The following is a 21,224-nucleotide window of genomic DNA, read 5'->3' as shown; positions in this document are numbered from 1 at the left end:
ACAAATTTTATGAGGTATTTATGGCTGTTTGCAGTGGCGTTTTTGCCTGTCCGAGCATATACACAGGAGATAGAGCGGTTTAATCCGGACACGATCAAGACCATACAGCTCGATTCTGTAATTAACATCAAAGCGCAGAAGTTCGGCGTGGAAACATTCATCAATGCCATTATCAACGACAATACCTTCTATCAGGCATTCCGTGAAATGAAGCGTTATAGCTTTATTGCCGAGAACAACATCTATACATATAACAAACAGAACAAGGTAGATGGCCAGTTGTATCGTAAAATCAAGCATTACAACTCGGGGCCTAAGAAAATGGAGTATCTGGCTAAGTCAGATCAGGGGAACGTGTATAAGAAGAACGGTAAGTATCAGCTCTATACGGTCGAAATGTTCGATTTCATATTTCTGAACGCTTATCAGACGCCTTATGTGGAGGCTACAGGAACAGCGGGGAAGCCCGGCAGTACCAACGAAAGTTACAAGGACAAGCTTAAGACGCTTTTGTTTTCACCTGGGAAGCCCATTAAAGGATTGCCTTTCATTGGCAATAAAACGGAGTTGTTTACGGCAAACATGCGTCAGTACTACGACTATAAGTATGAAAGCGGAACCTATCTTGATTCTATTCCGGTGTACCGGTTCACGGTATCTGTAAAAGACGATATCAGCCGCGGTACCAAAAATGGACTGATGATCAAGACGCTGACCACCATCTTTGACAAGCGAAACTTCGAGATACTGGGCAGGTATGTAGATATGAAGTATGGAAATATGCTGTTCGATTTTGATGTGCAGATGAACATAGAAATGAGCTATTTTGAGGGCGAGAAACTACCCACAAAAGTTGCGTATCAGGGAAACTGGGACCATCCTTTTAAGAAAGAAGAGCGCGCCAGTTTTCTCATCGTCCATAAGGATTACCGGCTTGAAAAGGGCGAGTAATTTTATAACTTCGCAAACAGACCAGCAATACTTAACCTTAATAAACCAACACAATGAAAACCGCTACCAAAACCCTTACTGTTACCCTGGCCATCGCCGTGGTTGTATTACTGTCGGCAATGACCTTCAAACCCAAAAAAATTATCTTTTTCGGAGATTCAATTACCCAGGCCGGCGTGCAGCCTGGAGGGTATGTCGACCTCATCCGCAAGGCTCTCGATCCGGCCAAATATGAAGTCATCGGCGCAGGTATCGGAGGCAACAAAGTTTACGATCTTTACCTCCGCATGGAAGAGGATGTGCTTAATAAAAAGCCCGACCTGGTGGTTATTTATATCGGTGTAAATGATGTGTGGCACAAACAACTGAGCAAGACCGGCACAGATTACGACAAGTTTATCCGTTTTTACGAGGCACTTATCAAGAAGATTCAGAACAATGGCGCTAAAGTCGTCCTTTGCACGCCAGCAGTGATCGGTGAAAAGAAAAATGGTGCTAACGAAATGGATACCGATCTCGATAAATATTCAGGGGCAATACGTGAAATCGCTTCGAAAAACAACCTGCCACTGTGCGATCTGAGAACCATTTTTACGGAGTATGCCAAGACTAACAACCCGGGCGACAACGATCGTGGCATTCTTACGACTGATCGGGTACACTTAAACGAGAAAGGGAACAAAACTGTGGCCGATAGTTTACTGCCACTGGTTAAATAGGAACCTAACAAGTGATCAACCAGGATACCATAAATAAAATCATGGATGCCGCCCGTATTGAAGAGGTGGTTGGTGATTTCGTAGCTTTAAAAAAGCGTGGTTCCAGTTTGATCGGTAATTGTCCCTTTCACAACGAGAAAACCCCCTCATTTAATGTTTCGGTAGCCAAAGGCATATATAAATGCTTTGGCTGCGGCAAAGGTGGCGATGCGGTCCATTTTATCATGGATCACGAGAAGTATTCTTATCCGGAGGCACTTCGATACCTGGCTTCCAAGTACCATATTGAAGTAGAGGAAACGGTACAATCGCCACAATACATTGAAGCCCAGAATGCGAGGGAAAGCCTGTACATTGTCTCGGAATATGCGGCTTCGTTCTTTGCCAATGAGCTTTGGTCCGGCCAGGAAGGTAAGGCAGTAGGCCTTAGCTATTTTAAGGAGCGAGGTTTTCGCGAAGACATTATAAAAAAATTCCAGTTGGGCTATTCCCCGGATGCCTGGGATGCGCTTATTCAGCATGCAGCTAATGCCGGACACCGCGAGGAATACCTTGAAAAGACCGGACTGGCTATACGGAACGACAAGGGTAAGTTGTACGACCGTTTCCGCGGTCGTGTCATGTTTCCCATCCACAACTTTACAGGCCGTATCATTGGTTTTGGCGGACGTACTTTAAAAACCGACAAAAACGTCCCTAAATACGTTAACTCCCCGGAGAGCGATATTTACCATAAGTCCAACGTTCTATACGGCCTATATCATGCCAAGAAAGCTATACGTGATGCGGATAACTGCTATCTGGTAGAGGGATATGCCGACGTCCTGTCGGTACACCAGGCAGGTATTGAAAACGTTGTCGCTTCTTCTGGTACTTCGCTAACCACAGAGCAGATCAGGATGATCGGCAGGTTCAGCCAGAATGTGACGATTCTGTACGACGGTGATGCCGCAGGTATTAAGGCGTCATTGCGCGGACTGGACATGATCCTTGAAGAAGGGCTCAACGTCAAGGTCGTCCTGTTTCCGGATGGCCACGATCCCGATTCCTATATGCACCATGTAGGGTCTGGCGAGTTCAGAAAATACATAGAGAACAACCGGAAGGATTTTATTCTTTATAAGGCAGGTATCTTGCTCGAAGAGGCTGGAAAGGATCCCATCAGGCGTGCGGGCATTATACGAGACATCGTGGAAAGCATTGCGAAGATTCCAGACGATATAAAAGCCTCGGTATTTATCCGTGAATGCAGCCACCTGCTGCAGATCGAGGAACGAACGCTTCTGTCTGAGCTTAACAAGATCAGAGCAGCAAAGCTGAAGAAGACTGGTCAGGCTGCGCCCCAGGTTAAGGCTCCTGAAGCATTTTCTGCAGATATGCCTCCCGACAATCTGTTTGAGCACCCTGACCCGCTTTCTGGTGGAGCAACTGAAGCTGCTGCCGATAATGATCAGATACAGGAACGTGAAATTGTGCGGTTACTGCTTGCCTTTGGTCATGAGCTCGTGAACTGGGACGACATAGATAACATGTACATAGGTTCATTTATTGTTCAGAACCTCGCTGATGTGACCTTTGAAGATCCACTTTGTGTCCGGATCATCGACACCTACCGGCAGGAGATAGATAGTGGTCACCTCCCCGTAGCCAGTCAGTTTATTAAAAGCCCCGACCGCGACATCGCTGATCTCGCCATTACGCTTTCAACTTCGCCCTATACCTTGAGCGATAACTGGTATAACAAGCATCTCATCTACGTGCGCGATGAAACGGTGAACCTAAAAGCGACGATCCTTGGAGGCCTCTTTCATTTAAAAAAGCGCAAAGTAGAAAGGATGTTAGACAGCCTGCTTCAGGAGCTCAGGACCGAGACAGACGCCGCCAATCAGGAAATATTAATGCAGCGTTATACGTTCATCAAGGGCGTCGAACGGGAAATCTCGAAGTACCTTGGATCGGTTATTATAAAATAAATGGCATTTCACAACGATCTGGGAAAGCGCGGAGAACAGATTGCGCGGGAGTATCTGGAAAATTTAGGCTATTCCATTCTTAAAATGAACTGGCGATGCGGACGCGCTGAAGTTGACCTGATTGCAAGTCACGAGGGCACGGTGATCTTTGTCGAGGTAAAAACACGCAGCTCGGTAGATTACGGTCAGCCCGAAGAGTTTGTAAGTTATCATAAAGAACGGCAGCTGGAGTACGCTTCGTCCGTTTATATAGACATGACGAACCATCAGAAGGAGATTCGGTTCGATGTTATTGCAATTGTTTTTGAAAATAAGGACATTTATAAAATTAATCATATTGAAGATGCATTCTGGCCCAGTTGAGACTTTTAATAAACCATCTAACGCATTATCCATGGTATGCTTACTGCTAGCCCTGTTGTTTACCGCCTCCTGTCAGGATAAGCCGGGTGTTTCAACCCTCTGGTTTAAGTCGCCCATAGCCGATCAGTCCCTCCCCCTGGGTCAGGACATCAAAGTGGAGCTTGATGTGCCAAAAGGTGAGGATATCGGGTCGGTCGAATACCTGATTGACGGTAAAAGTATAGGTACAGGGCAGGGCGCAGCACCTTTCATGATCAGCACCAAAGGGCTATCAGTAGGTTTTAAAACCATTGCCGCTATTGTAGACAAGGACGGCGATAAAGATACACTCGAAATAAAGGTACAGATGAACTCAGGTCTGCCTCCGGAAGAATATGCCTACAAGATTGTTAAGGAATATCCGCACGATACCTCCGCCTACACTCAAGGCCTGGAATATCACAACGGCCTGTTTCTGGAAAGTACAGGGCAGGAAGGGCACTCAACGATAAGGTGGGTTGAACCTGCGAGCGGTAAGCCGGTGCAGATGGAAAAGCTGGCTGACCAATACTTTGGTGAGGGCGCAACCCTGGTTGGGGATAAGATCGTTATGCTTACCTGGAGAAGCAACATCGGCTTTGTGTATGAAGCCAAAACACTCAAACAGCTTTCCACATTTCCTTACGAAAACAGTAAGCAGGGCTGGGGCCTGGTCTTCGACGGCAGCCGACTGATCAAATCAGATGGTACTAACCGCCTGTACTTCTTAAACAAGGATACCTATAAGGAAGAAGCCTATATCGATGTGTACGATAACAAAGGTGCAGTAACATACATCAACGAACTGGAATACATAGACGGAAAAGTTTACGCCAACGTTTATCAGGAAGACTATATCGTTGTCATTAATCCGGCTACGGGGATTGTGGAGAAAAAGATAAATCTTCAGGGCCTTCTCAGCAAAAGCTATTTCAAAGATGAATTCGAAAGAGCCAATGATGTCTTAAACGGTATAGCCTGGGATAAGCAAGGCAAACGCCTTTTCGTTACCGGCAAAAAATGGCCGAAACTTTTTGAGATCGTATTATTACCGAAAAAATAGCCAGGTACACAGGCCGCCTCATTATTTTGAAGCCTGTTTCTTTGCCGGCTCGGAAATGAAGCCGTTGAAACTTATGGGCTGACGGTAATTGCTGTTCACGTGAAGTGAAGCGTATCCGTTCTGAGTAACGGTCAGCGTCATCGATTGCACATCCCTGGTGTCTTTAGGATCAATGCTGATTATCCAGTTTCCCTTCTTATTCTTTTTGCTGGTGTACTCAAAGTCTTTCGACTTGAATTTGATCCCGGAATCATTAATATCGCGTGTTGGCGGACTGAAGGCTCTTCCATAGTACGGAAGATAAGCTTCAATGCTGTCCTTGCCAATCACAAGCTGGTATTGTCCGCCGCTGAGCATGATGTTTCCGCCCTGTCCACCAGGTATCTTGCTAAGCACAGCATTGATGTCGGCATTGGCAAGCGGCATAGCGGTTGTGGCGTTAAAAACAAGTGTTTTAGCGTCAACCAGCCTCGCAGTCGTCGCTTTGTCGGTCTGCGCCGATGCATGTCCCGCCAACAGCACAGCTACAGCAACCAGAAAATTCTTTATAGTGTTCATAACAACTCCCTTTATCATAAATATACGAATTTATATCTACGGTATTGTATTAGAACAAATTAGCGCCGGTATGGTTTAAACTGCCGTCGCCGAATTTTATAAAACCAAGGTCATTATCGCCAGGCTTTATACTGGTTGATCAGGCCGTTTGTAGAAGCATCGTGCGAAGAAACAGGTTGCTCATCGGCGAGTTCAGGCAGAATGTTCTTGGCAAGTTGCTTGCCAAGTTCAACACCCCACTGGTCAAAACTGAAGATGTTCCAGATGATGCCCTGGACAAATATCTTATGCTCATAGAAAGCAATCAGACTGCCCAGGCTGCGTGGCGTAACTTTTCTCAGCAAAATAGAATTCGTTGGCCGGTTACCCTCAAACACTTTAAAAGGCGCCAGTTTTTCAATCTCACTGGTAGTCTTGCCCTCTTTCTCAAGTTCTGCTACCACCTGCTCGTGAGTCTTTCCATTCATCAGCGCTTCTGTTTGCGCAAAAAAATTAGACAACAGGATAGGATGGTGGTCGCCTAGCGGGTTCAAACTTTGCGCCGGAGCGATAAAGTCGCACGGAATAAGCCTTGTCCCTTGGTGTATAAGCTGGTAAAAAGCATGCTGACCGTTAGTTCCCGGCTCACCCCAAATAATTGGCCCTGTTTCATACGACACTTCAATGCCATTGCGGTCTACATGTTTTCCGTTGCTTTCCATATCGCCCTGCTGGAAATAAGCGGCAAAGCGGTGCATGTATTGATCGTATGGCAATATCGCCTGGGTCTCAGCTCCGTAGAAGTTAATATACCAGATACCGATCAGTCCGAGGATTACCGGGATATTGCTGCCAAACTCTTCCTTCTCAAAATGTTCGTCGGCTGCATTAGCCCCTTCAAGCAACTGCCTGAAGTTGGAAAAACCGATGCTAAGCGCAATCGGCAATCCGATAGCACTCCACAGCGAATACCGTCCGCCTACCCAGTCCCAGAATTCAAACATGTTTTCGGTGTCGATACCAAACGCAGATACATCCTTAGCGTTTGTAGACAAGGCGGCAAAGTGTTTCGCAATATCGCCCTTGGAAGCGCCGCTGTTCAGAAACCATTCGCGTGCTGTATTCGCATTGGTCATGGTTTCTTGTGTAGTAAAGGTCTTCGAGGCCACCAGGAACAGTGTGGTCTCCGGATTTACCAGTTTTAGCGTTTCGGCGATATGCGTGCCGTCGATGTTCGACACGAAATGCATGTTCAGATGGTTCTTGTAAGCTTTTAAAGCTTCAGTGACCATAACCGGACCCAGATCTGAACCACCTATGCCAATATTCACAACATCAGTGATGGCTTTTCCGGTATAGCCCTTCCATGCACCTGAAATCACCGCATCACTAAACTTCTCCATTTTATTCAGGACAGCGTGAACATCCGCAACAATATTTCGGCCCTCCACTTCCAGAGCACTATCTGCCGGCTTACGCAAGGCCACATGAAGCACCTGCCTTCCCTCTGTCTGATTTATGCGGGCACCGGTAAACATAGCCTTAATGGCCTCGTCCAGTTTACATTCCTTAGCGAGCTGTATCAGTAAGGCCAGTGTGGTATCATCAATCCTGTTTTTCGAGTAGTCGACCAGGATATCCTCAAATAAAATGGAAAATTTTTCAAAGCGGCCCTTATCCTCCGCAAACAATTCTTTCAGGCTCTTTTCGTTAATATCGATAAAATGGTCAGCAAGGTATTTATAAGCTGCTGTTTCAGTAAAATTGACCGTAGGAAGCATAATTAATATTGTGTTTTTGTAAATGTAGGGGTTTTCTCTAAGTTTGCAGTTATGACAAAAGAACAAATTCAGGATTTAAGGGATAGAGTAACTTCCCTGAGGAGGCATCTTTGACGTCGAAGCACGTTTAGAGGAAATACATGTGGAGCAGCAGATGACGCTCCATCCCAACTTCTGGGACGATCCCAAAAAAGCCGAACAGCTTCTCGCTTCCATCAATTCCAAGAAAGTATGGACCGATGGCTGGCAGCAGGCCAACGCTGTTCTGGAAGACACAGAAGTTCTTTTTGACTTTTTTCAGGCGGGCGATGCTTCTGCCGAAGAAATGCAGGAGCAGTTCGATAAGGCGCTGAAAACCATAGAAGAACTCGAACTGAAGAACATGCTGAGCAGCAAAGAAGATCAGTTGCAGGCCGTGATGCAGATCACAGCCGGTGCCGGCGGAACGGAGAGCTGCGACTGGGCAGGCATGCTTATGCGGATGTATATTATGTGGGGCGAGAAGAATGGCTACAAGGTCACCGAGCAGGATTATCAGGAAGGTGAGGTTGCTGGCGTTAAGTCAGTTACCCTCCAGTTTCAGGGCGACTTCTCCTACGGTTATCTCAAAGGCGAGAACGGCGTTCATCGCCTGGTGCGTATTTCTCCCTTTGATTCTAATGCGCGCAGGCATACCTCATTTGCCTCAGTGTATGTTTATCCGCTGGTCGACGACACCATAGAGATCGAGGTTAACCCCGCAGATATAGAATTTGAGACCTTCCGTTCCGGTGGGGCCGGTGGGCAGAACGTAAATAAGGTGGAAACCGCAGTCAGGCTTTATCACAAACCGTCCGGTATCATCATTAAGAACCAGGAGTCACGTTCACAGCTTCAGAACAAAGAAAACGCCATCCGCTTGCTAAAGTCGCAGCTCTATGAAATCGAGATGCGCAAGCGCATGGAAGCCGTAGCCGCCATCGAAGGCAGTAAAAAGAAAATAGAATGGGGCTCTCAGATCCGGAGTTACGTGCTCGACGACCGCAGGGTTAAAGACCACCGGACCAACTACCAGACCTCCAATCCGCAGGCAGTGCTCGACGGCGATCTAAATGGCTTTCTGAAAGCCTACCTGATGGAATTTTAAACAGGCAATACGATGCAGGCTTATACTTCAGGAATATTGAGGATATCCTGGAGTTCTTTAAGTTCTTCGACCTTTTCTGCCGACCCAAGATTCTGATAGGCCGTAATCAGGTTGCGGATCACACGCCTGATGATTTCTACGTTGCTGCAGGGCATATAAAAACCGGGCATCGGCTCTATGTTTAGCTGGCGCAAAAACTGGTCTACATCATGTTTGCCAAAAATAGCGCCCTTGTTAAAGGCGTTGATGTAGAACAGTACGCCGAATTCCTGCTCATCGCGGCGCGTTTCATCAATGTAGCCCAGGATAAAATGCTGTGGCAGATTGACGCCGTACACAGGAATATCCAGCTTCTGTGCAAGCGTGGAATAGATAATCGCCAGCGAGATCTGATTACCTTTTTTACTCTCCAGCACCTGGCTGATGTAGGAATTCTGCGGATCCTGATGGTTCTTCGTATTGCCCCCGAAGCCGTAAACATTGTAAAAGATGTGGTTAATCAGTTTAATTTTCTCAATCGCACTCATTTCGTACTGCAGACCTAGCCAGATATCACGCTTAATATCCTCAATCTGTAGAATCAGTTTCTCCTCATCCAGGTCAGGATACTGGTAGCGGTTGATGATGAGTGCCCCCTGAAGCAGGTCAAAAGCCCCACTCTGAAACCATAAACTAAGATCTTCCTTAACCGTAGAAAACTGAATTTTATGGATGATATTTTCGATACGCTGCTGCAGCAGGCTGTCGAGCGACTGCTCCCAGGCATTCTCCAAATACCCGATCACCTCATTGCCATAGCCAAGAAGCTTGTCTTCCACATGCTGATAAATTTCCATATCAGGGTCATCTAGCAGCCTTACTAAAGCACTTATTTCTTTACTGTGTTCCACTTTATTGTCCAATCAAATTGAATGCCTATTTTTGCCAGCTATGGTCTTGAACTTTTTCAGGGATTATGTGGCGCACCGGCTCACTGCTAAGAGCCGGCATGGGACACATTCCCCATTCATATACAAGCTAGCCGATGAGGTAATTTACGACTTTAGCAATAAAGATGCATACGAAGCCGTGGAGGCGCAGCGAAAAAAACTTTACCGTGACGATTCCACCATTACAGTGACCGACCTAGGTGCTGGTTCGCACCTCAACAGGAATCGGCGCAAGAAGATCAGTCAGATTGCGAGGAATGCGTTAAAAAGCCCGAGGCTGGCGCAGCTCATCTATCGCCTTGCGAAAATGGCCAAGCCAGATACCATCATCGAACTGGGCACCTGCTTGGGGATCACCACCGCTTACCTTTCCAAAGCATGCCCCAATACCAATATTATCACCATAGAAGGCTGTCCTGAAACAGCGGAGGTAGCCTACCGGAATTTCAGGGAACTCGGACTCGAAAATGTAGAGCTTCAGGTAGGAAACTTCGATCTGCTACTGCCCGATCTGCTCGAACAGCAAGAGAAGCTCGATTTTGTTTATATCGATGGCAACCACCGTAAAGACGCAACCTTAAACTACTTCAAATGGTGTTTGCCCCGAGTCCACGAAGACACACTGTTGATCTTCGACGATATTTACTGGAGCCCGGGCATGAAAGAAGCCTGGGAAGAGATCAAGGCTCATCCCGACGTGCGGGTAACTGTAGACCTCTTTTGGATTGGATTGGTGTTTTTCAGAAAAGGTCAGGCCAAAGAGCACTTTAAGCTGAAGTTTTAAAACGCTTCGGCCAAGCTTACGTAAAAGCCGGTCTGACGCTTCTCGTTGGCGCGTTTCTCGCCTATGCCGTAGTCGACCCGAACACTCAGGCCTTTCTCCGGATCAAAGAAATAGCGGCCACCAGCGCCGTACGATGGTTTGAAAGACTTAAAAGCAAAGCCGCCATTGTCGAAAACTTGTCCGCCTCCACCAAATACAGCCAGTCCAAACCGGTTATTGTACCGGAACCTCAACTCTGCCTGTGCTGCAAGCAGGTTCCTGTCGCGGTACCTTCCGGTATAATACCCTCGCATCATCTCATCGTTGCCGAGTTGCGGCAACATATAAAACGGCGTATTTTTGCCTTGTACGGTGTGATAAAGACCGTTTAGTCCGAGAACAAGTTTGCGGTTGAGCGACCAGAAGTTGCGTACATTGACCCTGATCATGGAACCCGTAAAGTTATCGCCCCCATAAAAGTCGGGCGCATACTGGTAGCTTATCCTTCCCAGAAAACCTGCAGTGGTATAGTTTGCATTGTCCCGCGTGTCGAAACTTTGCGAAAGCCCGGCATAAATTACAGACCCCCCTACCTTATGGACCAGTTCTTCATTCGCAGCAAATGTTCCCGTTACCTGCTTATCGGTAAAATGATAGTTTTCAAATCCCGCAGAAATACCGGTATACATTCGTGGTACAAGCTTCTTTTCTGCTTCCACAACTATTTTTACCGAGCCCTGTACCAGCCTGTTTTTGTCTGCCTCGATGGTTTCATTACCAACTCCGAAGAAGTCGAACGGCATTTTTCTGAACCTGATCTCGTTGACGAGGTGATAGATGTTTCCTTTAGTCCAAATATCGCTTTTTAAAGAGATGTTGTACTGCCCCTTGGTAGAAGCAGAGGCCACGCCGGTAAAGTTCGAACTTCGGTTAGTCAGGTCGGCCCGGTCCATATAGGCCGAATAAATCAGTCCCAGCCCCAGTTCGGCGCCAATTTCCTGACTGTAGCGGAAAACAGGCACGGGCATAAAACTTGGCCCTCTGGAAGAGTCCGTTTTATTTGATAAATAGCGCTCGATTAACTTTTTCTGTCCCACAACGTTTAACGCCAGCACGACCAGCATGGCGCAAAGCGATAGTTTCTTCATCTGCCTAAAATAAAAGAATATTTTTGTTTTTCGTTCAGCGAAGCAAGTTTAAGGCCATAATACGGCTACTGCCCTATATCCTTTTGGGGTGAGAGCGCCTTGCTACCACTATGGCACTGCCATGAGTCCGCCTTTTTTCCGGGAAAAGGCGGACTCACCCCGGACTCACCCCGGACTCATGGCGGACTCACCACCCACGAGGTGGCTGCAAATGGTGATTATGGAAGCTGTAATTAAATAGCTATTTTTGCGCTTCAATAAGAAAATACAAAAAAGAGCATGAATACAACGAGAGGACCTATATCACAATTTATGGAGCGTAACTATCTCCATTTTAATGCGGCGGCCATGATGGATGCAGCGAAAGGATATGAAGCACATCTGGATGAGGGCGGCAAAATGATGATAACACTTGCCGGCGCGATGAGTACAGCCGAATTAGGTATTTCCCTTGCTGAAATGATCCGTCAGGATAAAGTTTCTATTATATCATGTACCGGGGCCAATCTTGAAGAGGATATTATGAACCTGGTAGCACATTCGCATTACAAGAGAGTGCCAAATTATCGCGATCTTAGTCCACAAGACGAGTGGGACTTACTTGAGAACCATTATAATCGCGTAACCGATACCTGTATCCCGGAAGAAGAGGCCTTCCGTAGACTGCAAAAGCACATTCACAAGATATGGAAAGATGCCGATGATGCAGGTGAGCGTTATTTTCCGCACGAATTCATGTATAAAATGCTTCTCAGCGGCGACCTGGAGCAATACTACGAAATAGATCCCAAAAATTCATGGATGCTGGCAGCTGCGGAAAAGAACCTCCCAATCGTGGTTCCGGGATGGGAGGATTCTACCATGGGCAATATTTTTGCGTCATATGTGATGAAGGGCGAAATCAAGGCTTCTACCATGAAGAGCGGGATCGAATATATGGGCTGGCTGGCCAACTGGTATATCGCCAACAGCGAAGGTAAGGGCATTGGTTTCTTCCAGATCGGGGGCGGTATTGCCGGTGATTTTCCGATTTGCGTGGTTCCTATGCTGTATCAGGATATGGAAATGGAGAACATTCCGTTCTGGAGTTATTTCTGTCAGATTTCAGACTCAACAACCTCTTACGGATCATACTCAGGAGCGGTGCCAAATGAGAAGATTACCTGGGGGAAACTGGACATCAACACCCCAAAATTTATCGTCGAATCGGACGCTACCATAGTGGCTCCGCTGATGTTTGCGTGGATATTGAAAATGTAATTTAAATATGCAAATCCGGCAACGGATACACCCTCATTTGAAAATCAGCAATCTTCAAAAAATTGCTGATTTTCTTCGTTTAAAGGCCTTTGAAGGCACCTATTTAGATTGATTATAAATTGTATTTACTGTCATTTCTTTGTCATTGGTAATTTAATAAATTTTACTTTTGTGGACGTTTTGGTGGAGTACCTGAGTTCAAACATCAATTACGTTAAACAAGTTTTTTAAAAAATAGTATAAAGTACTCATTATGAGGGATATCTCATTGATCGTTAAAAGAGTTTTGAAGTCGACGTTTATGCTGACGGCTTTATCTGTTTTAACCGTTTCTGTAACACACGCGCAAGATGTAGCTGAGGGCCGAAAGTTATTTAAGGATAATTGTGCCTCTTGTCACCAGTTAGACCGCAACAGCACCGGTCCGGCGTTAACACCGAAGCTTACAGAGCTTGATGAAGCTTTTGCAATCAAGTGGATCCGGAATGCTCCGGCGCTGATCGCCTCAGGTGATCCTCAGGCGGTAGAGGCTTCGAAGTTTTCTCCTGCGGAGATGACTGCTTTTACCCGTCTAACTGATGATCAGATCAGAAACATCATTGCCTATGCTCAGGCCGGCGAGCCTAAGAAGGAAGGTGAAGCTGCCGGAGGACAGGGTGCAGAAGCTGGTACATCGGAAGGTGTTTCTGACTTCTCAATTGCCGGTATTGCTGTAATCATCCTGATCTCAATCGTTGTTCTGGTTGTTTTAGGACGTGCGATAAAAATGCTCGAACGCCTGATTCTTCAAAAGCAGGGTGTTGTTGTGGTGGAAGAGGAAAGCCTTTCTTTTGCTGAGGGCTCCAGAAGGTTGTTCAAAAACAAAAAGTTTGTATTCTTTTTAATTCTGTGCCTTGTGGTAAGCCTGGGTACTTACGGATGGATGGGCATGTGGGATACGGGTGTTCATACCGGATACCAACCTGTGCAGCCAATCAAGTTCTCTCACGAACTGCATGCGGGAACTAACCAGATAGACTGCCAGTACTGCCATGCGGGTGCGTTTAAATCTAAAAACGCGACCATCCCATCTGCGAATGTTTGTATGAACTGTCACAAGTCGGTACAGGCTACAGAAAAGTACGACGGGGAAATCTCTCCGGAAATTATGAAGATCTACAGCGCTATCGGTTATGATCCGGAGACGATGACTTACGATAAGAGCAAAGAGAAGCCAATTGAGTGGGTGCGTGTTCACAACCTGCCGGATTTTGCTTACTTCAACCACTCGCAGCACACTATAGTTGGTGAGCAGGCGATCAGAAAGCAGAAGGGCTTGCAGCCGAATGAGCCGGTGTGTTTCGCCTGTCACGGTCCGGTGAATACCATGGAAGAGATCTATCAGTACTCTCCGCTTACCATGAAATGGTGTATCGACTGTCACAGGGAAGCTGAGCTTGACGTAAAAGGCAATGGCTACTATGACAAGGTTATTGAGGCTCACGAGAAGATCAAAAAAGGCGAGAAGATGACTCCTGCTGCCCTGGGTGGTTTAGAGTGTGGTAAGTGCCATTATTAATTAGAGTTTATTAAAAAGAACGTTCGATAACAGTAATATAGCTTAAATGGAAAGCAATAAAAGATACTGGAAGGGTTTAGAAGAGTATAACAACACTCCGGATTTTGTTGAAAAGAACAAAAACGAATTTGCTGAACCGCTTCCAATAGAAGATGTTTTAAACGAAGCAGGATTGAGTACTGTAACGCCGCGCCGGGACTTTCTTAAGGCCCTGGGTTTTGGTTTGGGTGCTGTTACACTGGCTGCATGTCAGTCGGCCCCGGTTCACAAGGCCATTCCTTACGTAGTTAAGCCTGAAGAAGTAACTCCGGGTATCCCGAATTACTATGTTTCCAGCTTTAACGGTCAGAGTGTATTAGTTAAAACGAGAGAGGGAAGGCCGATCAAGATCGAACCAAATCCAAACGCGGGTGAGTTTTTCCGCGGTACGGATGCTCAGGCACAGGCTTCAGTTTTGGATCTTTATGATGTGTCTAAACTTAAGTCTCCCCTGGTTAAAAAGCAGGAGAGCACCTGGGCAAACGTTGACCAGTTCATCACGGCTGAATTGAACAAGGTTCAGGCCTCGGGTAAAAAGATCAGAATCGTTTCATCTTCAGTGCATAGCCCTTCTACAAAGGCTGTCATTGCAGATTTTACTGCGGCGTATCCGAATACTAAACATGTTCAGTATGACGCAATTTCATATACGGGCATTATTAAAGCCAATGAGAACAGCTTTGGTAAAGCGGTTGTTCCTAAATACAACTTTGATCGGGCAGACCTGATCGTGAGTTTCGCAGCGGATTTCCTGGGTACCTGGATCAGCGGCGAGGAGTTTACTGCCCAGTATGTAAGTAACCGTAACGCGAAATCACTGAAAGCGGGCAAGATGTCACGTCACTTCCAGTTTGAAGCAGGCATGAGCCTTACAGGTACGAATGCCGATACGCGTATTCCGGTTAAATTGTCTGAAGAAGGTCCGGCACTGATCGCTTTGTATAATGCCGTTACCGGTGCAAATCTGGCCGGCGGTGCTTTGCCAAATAATACTATCGCGGATAAAGCGATCAAACTTGTAGCCAAAGAACTTTTGCAGAACAGGGGAAAAGGCCTGGTTGTCTGCGGATCAAACGATGTGTCTACCCAGATCCTGGTAAACGCTATCAACGCCGCTATAGGCAGCTACGGTACAACCATTGACCTGGATAATCCATGCAAGCGTTTTGCAGGTAATGACGCAGAGTTTGCAGAGTTTGTTAATGAAATGAACAGGGCTGAAGTTGCCGCGGTATTTTTCCTCGACAGCAACCCTGCTTACGACGCGGTAAATACCAAAGCATTTACAGAAGGTTTGGCTAAAGTCGGATTGAAAGTTTCTTTCTCCGACAGGAATGACGAGACTGCTGATTTGTGTGATGTTGTAGCGATAAACCACAACTATCTGGAATCATGGGGTGATGCCAACACTTATGAAGGGTATTATTCTATTGTACAGCCTACCATCAACCCGGTGTTTAACTCACGTCAGGCAGAGCAGAGCTTACTGATCTGGTCTAACGCACCAGTTAAAGATTACTACCAGTATGTACGCAACAACTGGGAGTCGACCATTTTACCTGCTTTAGGTAAAACATGGCAGGATGTTTTGCAGACTGGTGTCTTTGCCTCTGTGGCTAAGCCAGCTGGGACATATGCTTTCACACAGTCACTTGCCGCAGTTGTTCCAACAATTGTTAATAATAGCAAGGCGCTTGCTAAAGATATTGAGCTTCAGGTTTATGAAAGCGTACCGATGCGTAACGGTAAATATGCCAATAACGCATTTCTTCAGGAGCTTCCTGATCCGGTAACCAAAGTTACCTGGGACAACTATATTTCCCTTGCACCTAAGTTTGCAGAGAAACTGGGCTATAAGGAATTTGATATTGTTTCGATTAAAGACGATAAAGGATATACCATTGAGTTACCGGTGTTGATCCAACCCGGACAAGCTCAGGGAACTGCTTCGATAGCTTTAGGTTACGGTCGCGTTAAAGCGGGTAAGGCCGGTGATAACGTTGGTAAGAATGCTTATCCGTTTGTAGGTTTCGCTAATGGCACGTTAAAGTATGCCACCACGGTTAAGTTAGACGGAACAGGCAGAAGGGAAGAACTGGCGCAGACACAAACGCACCACTCTTTTGAAGGCAGAAATGTTATTCGTGAAGCCAGCTTTGAGGCCTATAAGAAAAATCCGGCCGCAGGTTCGGGTAACGATCATCCTAAGCACAAGACCTACGATCTTTGGGATACCTACGAAAAGCCTGGTCATAACTGGGTAATGGCCATCGACCTTAATGCTTGTACCGGCTGCGGTTCATGTGTGGTGGCTTGTAACGTAGAAAATAATATTCCGGTCGTTGGTAAAACAGAGGTGCGTAACCGGAGGGAGATGCATTGGATCCGTATCGACCGTTATTATAGCTATAACAATGTAGAAGGCGGTGAAGATCATGGTCAGCACGACAAGTCTCAAGGTGCCCACGGTACGCATGGCAATGGTATCAATTCGGTAACCAAAGAGAAAGAGATCGCCGAGATGGAAAATCTTGACAACGTTTCTGTGGTACATCAGCCGATGCTTTGCCAGCACTGTGAGCACGCACCATGCGAAACGGTTTGTCCGGTTCTCGCTACTGTACACTCATCAGACGGCTTGAACCATATGGCCTACAACCGTTGCGTGGGTACACGTTACTGTGCGAACAACTGTCCGTACAAAGTACGCCGCTTCAACTGGTTTAACTACTGGAACGATTCCCGTTTTGACAACTATCTTAACAATGAATTTACGCAGCTGTTGTTAAACCCTGACGTAACCGCACGTTCAAGAGGGGTGATGGAGAAATGTACGATGTGTATACAGCGTATACAAGGTGGCAAACTGCAGGCTAAGATCGAAAAGCGTCCGCTAAGAGATGGTGAGATCAAAATGGCTTGTCAGGAAGCATGCTCCGCTAACGCAATCATCTTCGGTGATGGCAACGATCCTAACTCGGAGGTTTCAAAGGCCTTGCGCAGCGAGCGGACCTACTATGTGCTGGAAGAGATCAACGTTCAGCCAGGCATCGGTTACATGACAAAAATTAGAAATACAGGTACAACAGTTCAAGCGTAAGCTTAAAGAATATAAATTATGTCAGGACATAAGGAATCAATATTAAGAGAACCACTAATCACCGGAAAGGATATTACCTATTCCAGAATAACGGACGAGATCCTGTTGCCGGTTGAGAACAAGCCTAACAGAGCTTGGTGGATTGGATTTATCATGGCGCTTTGCGGCGCTGCACTCTGGGTGGTAGCTGTAGGTTACACGTTTTGGGAAGGTATTGGAGCATGGGGTCTGAACAAGACTGTAGGATGGGCCTGGGATATCACAGGTTTCGTATGGTGGGTTGGTATCGGTCACGCCGGTACACTAATCTCTGCGGTACTGTTGCTTTTCCGTCAGAACTGGCGTAACTCCATCAACCGTTCTGCTGAGGCGATGACCATCTTTGCGGTTATCTGTGCGGCGACCTACGTTGTTTCTCACATGGGCCGTCCATGGCTGGCATACTGGGTACTTCCCCTGCCAAACCAGTTTGGTTCGCTATGGGTAAACTTCAACTCACCGCTGGTATGGGACATGTTTGCGATCTCGACTTATTTCTCGGTATCTTTGCTGTTCTGGTATACAGGTCTGTTGCCGGATATCGCTACCATCCGCGACCGTGCTACCGGTTTAAGACGCCGTATTTATTCCATCTTTTCTTTCGGATGGAGTGGAAGTGTTAAAACCTGGCAGCGTTTTGAGGCCGTTTCGCTGATTCTGGCTGGTATCTCCACACCACTGGTACTTTCCGTACACACCATCGTATCCATGGACTTTGCTACTTCGGTAATTCCGGGATGGCATACCACGATCTTCCCGCCATACTTCGTGGCAGGTGCGATCTTCTCTGGTTTCGCGATGGTATTGACACTTTTGCTTGTTGCCCGTAAAGTTTTGGGTCTTGAAAACTACATCACCATGTTCCACATTGAGTCGATGAACAAGATCGTTATGCTTACAGGTTCTATTGTGGGTGTCGCTTATTTAACAGAGTTTTTCATTGCCTGGTATTCAGGCTCTGAATATGAGCAGTATGCGTTTATCAACCGTTCAACCGGTCCTTACTGGTGGGCATACTGGATGATGATGACCTGCAACGTGATTTCACCACAGTTGCTGTGGTTCAAGAAAATCCGCACCAACATCGCGGCTACCTGGATTCTTTCTATCGTGGTAAACATTGGTATGTGGTTCGAGCGTTTCGTGATCATCGTTACGTCACTTCACAGGGATTATATTCCATCAAGCTGGACCATGTTCTATCCAACCTGGGTAGATGTGAGCGTTTTCGTAGGCTCAATTGGGGTATTCTTTACTTTGTTCCTGCTGTTCTTAAGGGTATTGCCGTCTATCGCGATTGCTGAAGTTAAACTTCTGCTGAAGAGCGCGAGTGAGCAGGCTAAGCTTGAGGAGATCAAGGAAGGTCATCTGGATAAAGAGCAGGTGGCTGAGTATATCGACTCTTTAAATAAGTTTGATAGTGTTAAACAAGAAGAATACGCAAAAATATAACAATGAGTAATATCAAATATATTTTAGGCAGTTTTGGTGATCCTGATGAGATGATGCATGGCATTGAGAAACTGCAGGAAAACAACATCAAGATTTATGATGTGTACACGCCAATGCCTATTCACGGCATCGAAGCAAAATTGGGGGTTAAAAGATCACGACTTGACGTTCTTGCGTTCTTCTGCGGATTGACAGGTACCGTGTCGGCATTTGCGCTGATCTATCTGACTTCGGTAGTGGACTGGAAACATAATATTGGCGGTAAGCCCGCTTTTGCGCTTCCGGATTTTATTCCGATTATGTTTGAGCTTACCGTTTTGTTCTGTGCATTTAGTTTGGTGGGCGCATATTACGCATCTACGCATTTGTTCCCTGGTCGCGCACCAAGGGTAATGGATCTTAGAGCTACTGACGACAGGTTTGTAATCGCTATTGATGCAAACCAGAACGTAGCCCACAGTAAAATCGATGAATTATTAAAAGATGCGGGTGCTTTGGAAGTGAAGTACAATGAAAGGAAGTATGTTAGCTATGAATAAGAATAGAGTGGTTTTAGCTTCGTTTTGTATCCTGGCAAGTGCTGTTGTATTTTCGGCATGCAGGGATAAGCGCAGCACGGGAATGGAGTATGCAAGAAATATGTATGATCCGCTTGCTTATAACCCGGACCAGCCGAATAAGAACTTTGCAAACGGACAAACGGCACAAACGCCTCCTGCTCACACCGCTCCGGTTGGATTTGTAGAGTCGGATGTTTATCCGAATACTAAAGAAGGTTACGAAGCTTCAAGCAGCCTTGCTAACCCGCTCGAAGTATCTGAGAAGAACCTTAAAGACGGACAGCATTTGTATATGGTGATGTGCGGACCTTGCCACGGCGAGAAGGGTGACGGACAGGGACACCTCGTAAAGATTGAGAAATTCAATGGTGTACCGTCATTTTTTGATCCGGAGAAAGCATCGTCACGCGGTGGGTTAATGAAAGACCTGACTGCAGGTAAAATCTATCATACCATTAAGTATGGGGTTAACATGATGGGTTCATATGCTTCGCAGCTTACGCCTGATGAAAGATGGAAAGTGGTGATGTACGTACAAGAATTACAAAAAGGAAATTAGTAAAGAAGAAAAATGGGAACTCATAATTATAATTTAACTGAACAGTTTGAGTTTGCAGGAAAGGCAAAAACGTTGAGCATCATTGGCGTTGTGATCGGACTGGCAGCGATTGTCTACGGATTTTCGAGCCACGACCACATCATGCATGAGCGTACGTTTGCGAACCTGTTGCTAATGGCTTATTACTTCGCCTGCGTATGTATGTCGGGTGCCTTTTTCCTTGCTGTACAATTCGTTGCTCAGGCGGGATGGTCGGCTTCCATTCTACGTGTACCTCAGGCTATGGCCAGAACACTGCCTATTGCAGTTGTTATTCTGATCGCCGTTATCGGAGCCGGACTTTATACACATAACTTATACCACCACTGGCATGCTGAAGGTCTTACCGACCCTAACAGCCCCAACTACGACAAGCTGATCGACGGAAAGTCGTCTTTCCTTAATGTGCCTTTCTTTATGGCACGTCAGGTGATTTTCCTGGGTGCATACAGTATTTTTGCGGTGCTTCTTTCCAAGCTGTCTGCAAATGAGGATTTGGAGGGCGGTTTGAACTCTTACAGGAAGAGTTTCAAATACTCTTGTATATTTTTGGTTATTTATGGCTTTACCACGCCGGTATTTGCTTTCGATACGGTGATGTCTCTTGAGGCGCACTGGTTCTCCACCATGTTTGGCTGGTATAACTTTGCTGCAATGTGGGTGAGCAGTCTGGCAACGATAGCGATCATCATTATCCTTTTGAAGAAGTCGGGTTATATGAGTTGGGTGAACAATAGCCACCTGCACAACCTTGGCCAGTTTATCTTTGGTTTTTCTATCTTCTGGACTTACACCTGGTTTGCACAATTTATGCTGATTTACTATGCGAACATTCCGGAAGAAACCGTATACTTTTACAAGCGCTTCGAGAGCTATGAGTTTTGGTTTTACCTGAACCTGGTCCTGAATTTCCTGGCTCCTGTGCTGTTGCTGATGGACAGGGATAATAAACGTCATGAAAATGTATTGCTTGGTGTATCTATCGTAGTATTGTGCGGCCACTGGGTAGATTACTACCAGATGATCATGCCGGGAACTGTTGATACCCATAACGGCTTTGGATTTATCGAGATCGGTGTCGCTTTAGGATTTGTCGGATTGTTTACTTTCACCGTATTATCAGCGCTAAGCAAGCGTGCGCTAATAGCAAGGAACCATCCGTTCCTGCAGGAGAGTTTACATCATCATTTGTAGGATTGATTCAAAAGAGTAAAATAAATAATAGTACAACAGAAGTACAGCGTTAC

The 21,224-nt window shown here is 46.2% G+C and carries 18 protein-coding genes; 14 read left to right on the top strand and 4 right to left on the bottom strand.

The features are described 5' to 3' along the window. The first annotated feature begins 9 nt into the window (after positions 1 to 9). Genes J3P40_RS01445 through J3P40_RS01425 form a run of 5 tightly spaced genes read left to right on the top strand, consistent with a single transcriptional unit; the run spans position 10 to position 5,087 of the window. Positions 10 to 951: a hypothetical protein gene (locus tag J3P40_RS01445; protein ID WP_256002082.1), complete on the top strand. Its 942-nt coding sequence runs from the start codon at positions 10 to 12 to the stop codon at positions 949 to 951. A 53-nt stretch (positions 952 to 1,004) separates the two neighbouring features. Next, positions 1,005 to 1,670, top strand: coding sequence for an SGNH/GDSL hydrolase family protein (locus tag J3P40_RS01440; RefSeq protein ID WP_256002081.1), 666 nt, complete (start codon positions 1,005 to 1,007; stop codon positions 1,668 to 1,670). A gap of 11 nt (positions 1,671 to 1,681) precedes the next feature. Beyond that, positions 1,682 to 3,643 carry a DNA primase gene (gene dnaG, locus J3P40_RS01435; protein ID WP_256002080.1) on the top strand — a complete coding sequence of 654 codons (1,962 nt, stop codon included), beginning with the start codon at positions 1,682 to 1,684 and terminating at the stop codon, positions 3,641 to 3,643. Continuing rightward, on the top strand, positions 3,644 to 4,006 hold the full coding sequence (locus tag J3P40_RS01430; RefSeq protein ID WP_256002079.1) for a YraN family protein: 363 nt from the start codon (positions 3,644 to 3,646) through the stop codon (positions 4,004 to 4,006). Further along, entirely contained in the window at positions 3,987 to 5,087 is a 1,101-nt protein-coding gene (locus J3P40_RS01425) for a glutaminyl-peptide cyclotransferase (RefSeq protein ID WP_256002078.1), read from the top strand. Before J3P40_RS01430 ends, J3P40_RS01425 begins: the two co-directional genes overlap by 20 nt. A gap of 21 nt (positions 5,088 to 5,108) precedes the next feature. Here J3P40_RS01425 and J3P40_RS01420 read toward each other — a convergent pair whose 3' ends face one another. Then, on the bottom strand, positions 5,109 to 5,645 hold the full coding sequence (locus J3P40_RS01420; protein WP_256002077.1) for a DUF4251 domain-containing protein: 537 nt from the start codon (positions 5,643 to 5,645) through the stop codon (positions 5,109 to 5,111). A gap of 113 nt (positions 5,646 to 5,758) precedes the next feature. Then, positions 5,759 to 7,405: a glucose-6-phosphate isomerase gene (gene pgi / locus J3P40_RS01415; RefSeq protein WP_256002076.1), complete on the bottom strand. Its 1,647-nt coding sequence runs from the start codon at positions 7,403 to 7,405 to the stop codon at positions 5,759 to 5,761. A gap of 51 nt (positions 7,406 to 7,456) precedes the next feature. Between pgi and prfB the strand changes: the two genes are divergently transcribed. Further along, a protein-coding gene (prfB, locus tag J3P40_RS01410; RefSeq protein ID WP_256002075.1) for a peptide chain release factor 2 occupies positions 7,457 to 8,531 on the top strand; the annotation gives its coding sequence in 2 pieces (ribosomal slippage) (positions 7,457 to 7,516 and positions 7,518 to 8,531; 1,074 coding nt in all). Between the two features lie 20 nt (positions 8,532 to 8,551). On the opposite strand, the gene J3P40_RS01405 is transcribed toward prfB, so the two are convergent. After that, positions 8,552 to 9,421 (bottom strand): transglutaminase-like domain-containing protein, encoded by an 870-nt coding sequence (locus tag J3P40_RS01405; protein ID WP_256002074.1) that lies wholly within the window; start codon positions 9,419 to 9,421, stop codon positions 8,552 to 8,554. 40 nt (positions 9,422 to 9,461) lie between these two features. Here J3P40_RS01405 and J3P40_RS01400 point away from each other — a divergent pair, with 40 nt between their 5' ends. Next, complete coding sequence (locus tag J3P40_RS01400; protein ID WP_256002073.1) at positions 9,462 to 10,244, top strand: O-methyltransferase; 783 nt, start codon at positions 9,462 to 9,464, stop codon at positions 10,242 to 10,244. Here the strand turns inward: J3P40_RS01400 and J3P40_RS01395 are convergent. Next, on the bottom strand, positions 10,241 to 11,371 hold the full coding sequence (locus J3P40_RS01395; protein ID WP_256002072.1) for a BamA/TamA family outer membrane protein: 1,131 nt from the start codon (positions 11,369 to 11,371) through the stop codon (positions 10,241 to 10,243). The genes J3P40_RS01400 and J3P40_RS01395 overlap by 4 nt on opposite strands. Positions 11,372 to 11,650: 279 nt before the next feature. Between J3P40_RS01395 and J3P40_RS01390 the strand changes: the two genes are divergently transcribed. The 7 genes from J3P40_RS01390 to J3P40_RS01360 all read left to right on the top strand — a co-directional run bounded on the left by J3P40_RS01390 (position 11,651) and on the right by J3P40_RS01360 (position 21,171). Further along, a complete protein-coding gene (locus tag J3P40_RS01390) occupies positions 11,651 to 12,631 on the top strand; it encodes a deoxyhypusine synthase family protein (RefSeq protein WP_256002071.1) in 981 nt (326 codons plus the stop codon). A 253-nt stretch (positions 12,632 to 12,884) separates the two neighbouring features. Continuing rightward, positions 12,885 to 14,189: a c-type cytochrome gene (locus J3P40_RS01385; RefSeq protein WP_256002070.1), complete on the top strand. Its 1,305-nt coding sequence runs from the start codon at positions 12,885 to 12,887 to the stop codon at positions 14,187 to 14,189. A 46-nt stretch (positions 14,190 to 14,235) separates the two neighbouring features. Further along, complete coding sequence (locus J3P40_RS01380) at positions 14,236 to 17,328, top strand: TAT-variant-translocated molybdopterin oxidoreductase (RefSeq protein ID WP_256002069.1); 3,093 nt, start codon at positions 14,236 to 14,238, stop codon at positions 17,326 to 17,328. Positions 17,329 to 17,346: 18 nt separating this feature from the next. Continuing rightward, positions 17,347 to 18,819, top strand: a complete 1,473-nt coding sequence (gene nrfD, locus J3P40_RS01375) for an NrfD/PsrC family molybdoenzyme membrane anchor subunit (protein WP_256002068.1) — start codon at positions 17,347 to 17,349, stop codon at positions 18,817 to 18,819. Between the two features lie 2 nt (positions 18,820 to 18,821). After that, positions 18,822 to 19,358: a DUF3341 domain-containing protein gene (locus J3P40_RS01370; RefSeq protein WP_256002067.1), complete on the top strand. Its 537-nt coding sequence runs from the start codon at positions 18,822 to 18,824 to the stop codon at positions 19,356 to 19,358. Next, positions 19,351 to 19,938 (top strand): c-type cytochrome, encoded by a 588-nt coding sequence (locus J3P40_RS01365; RefSeq protein WP_370687705.1) that lies wholly within the window; start codon positions 19,351 to 19,353, stop codon positions 19,936 to 19,938. The genes J3P40_RS01370 and J3P40_RS01365 overlap by 8 nt, the downstream gene beginning before the upstream one ends. A 12-nt stretch (positions 19,939 to 19,950) precedes the next feature. Continuing rightward, the gene (locus tag J3P40_RS01360) at positions 19,951 to 21,171 is read left to right on the top strand and encodes a quinol:cytochrome C oxidoreductase (RefSeq protein WP_256002065.1); all 1,221 of its coding nucleotides are present in this window, start codon (positions 19,951 to 19,953) and stop codon (positions 21,169 to 21,171) included. Positions 21,172 to 21,224: the final 53 nt, after the last annotated feature.

The organism is Pedobacter deserti, assembly GCF_024436415.1.
In the GTDB taxonomy this organism is placed as follows: domain Bacteria; phylum Bacteroidota; class Bacteroidia; order Sphingobacteriales; family Sphingobacteriaceae; genus Pedobacter; species Pedobacter faecalis.
Note: the sequence above shows the minus strand (reverse complement) of the source record. Positions and strands in the feature narration are given on the sequence as shown.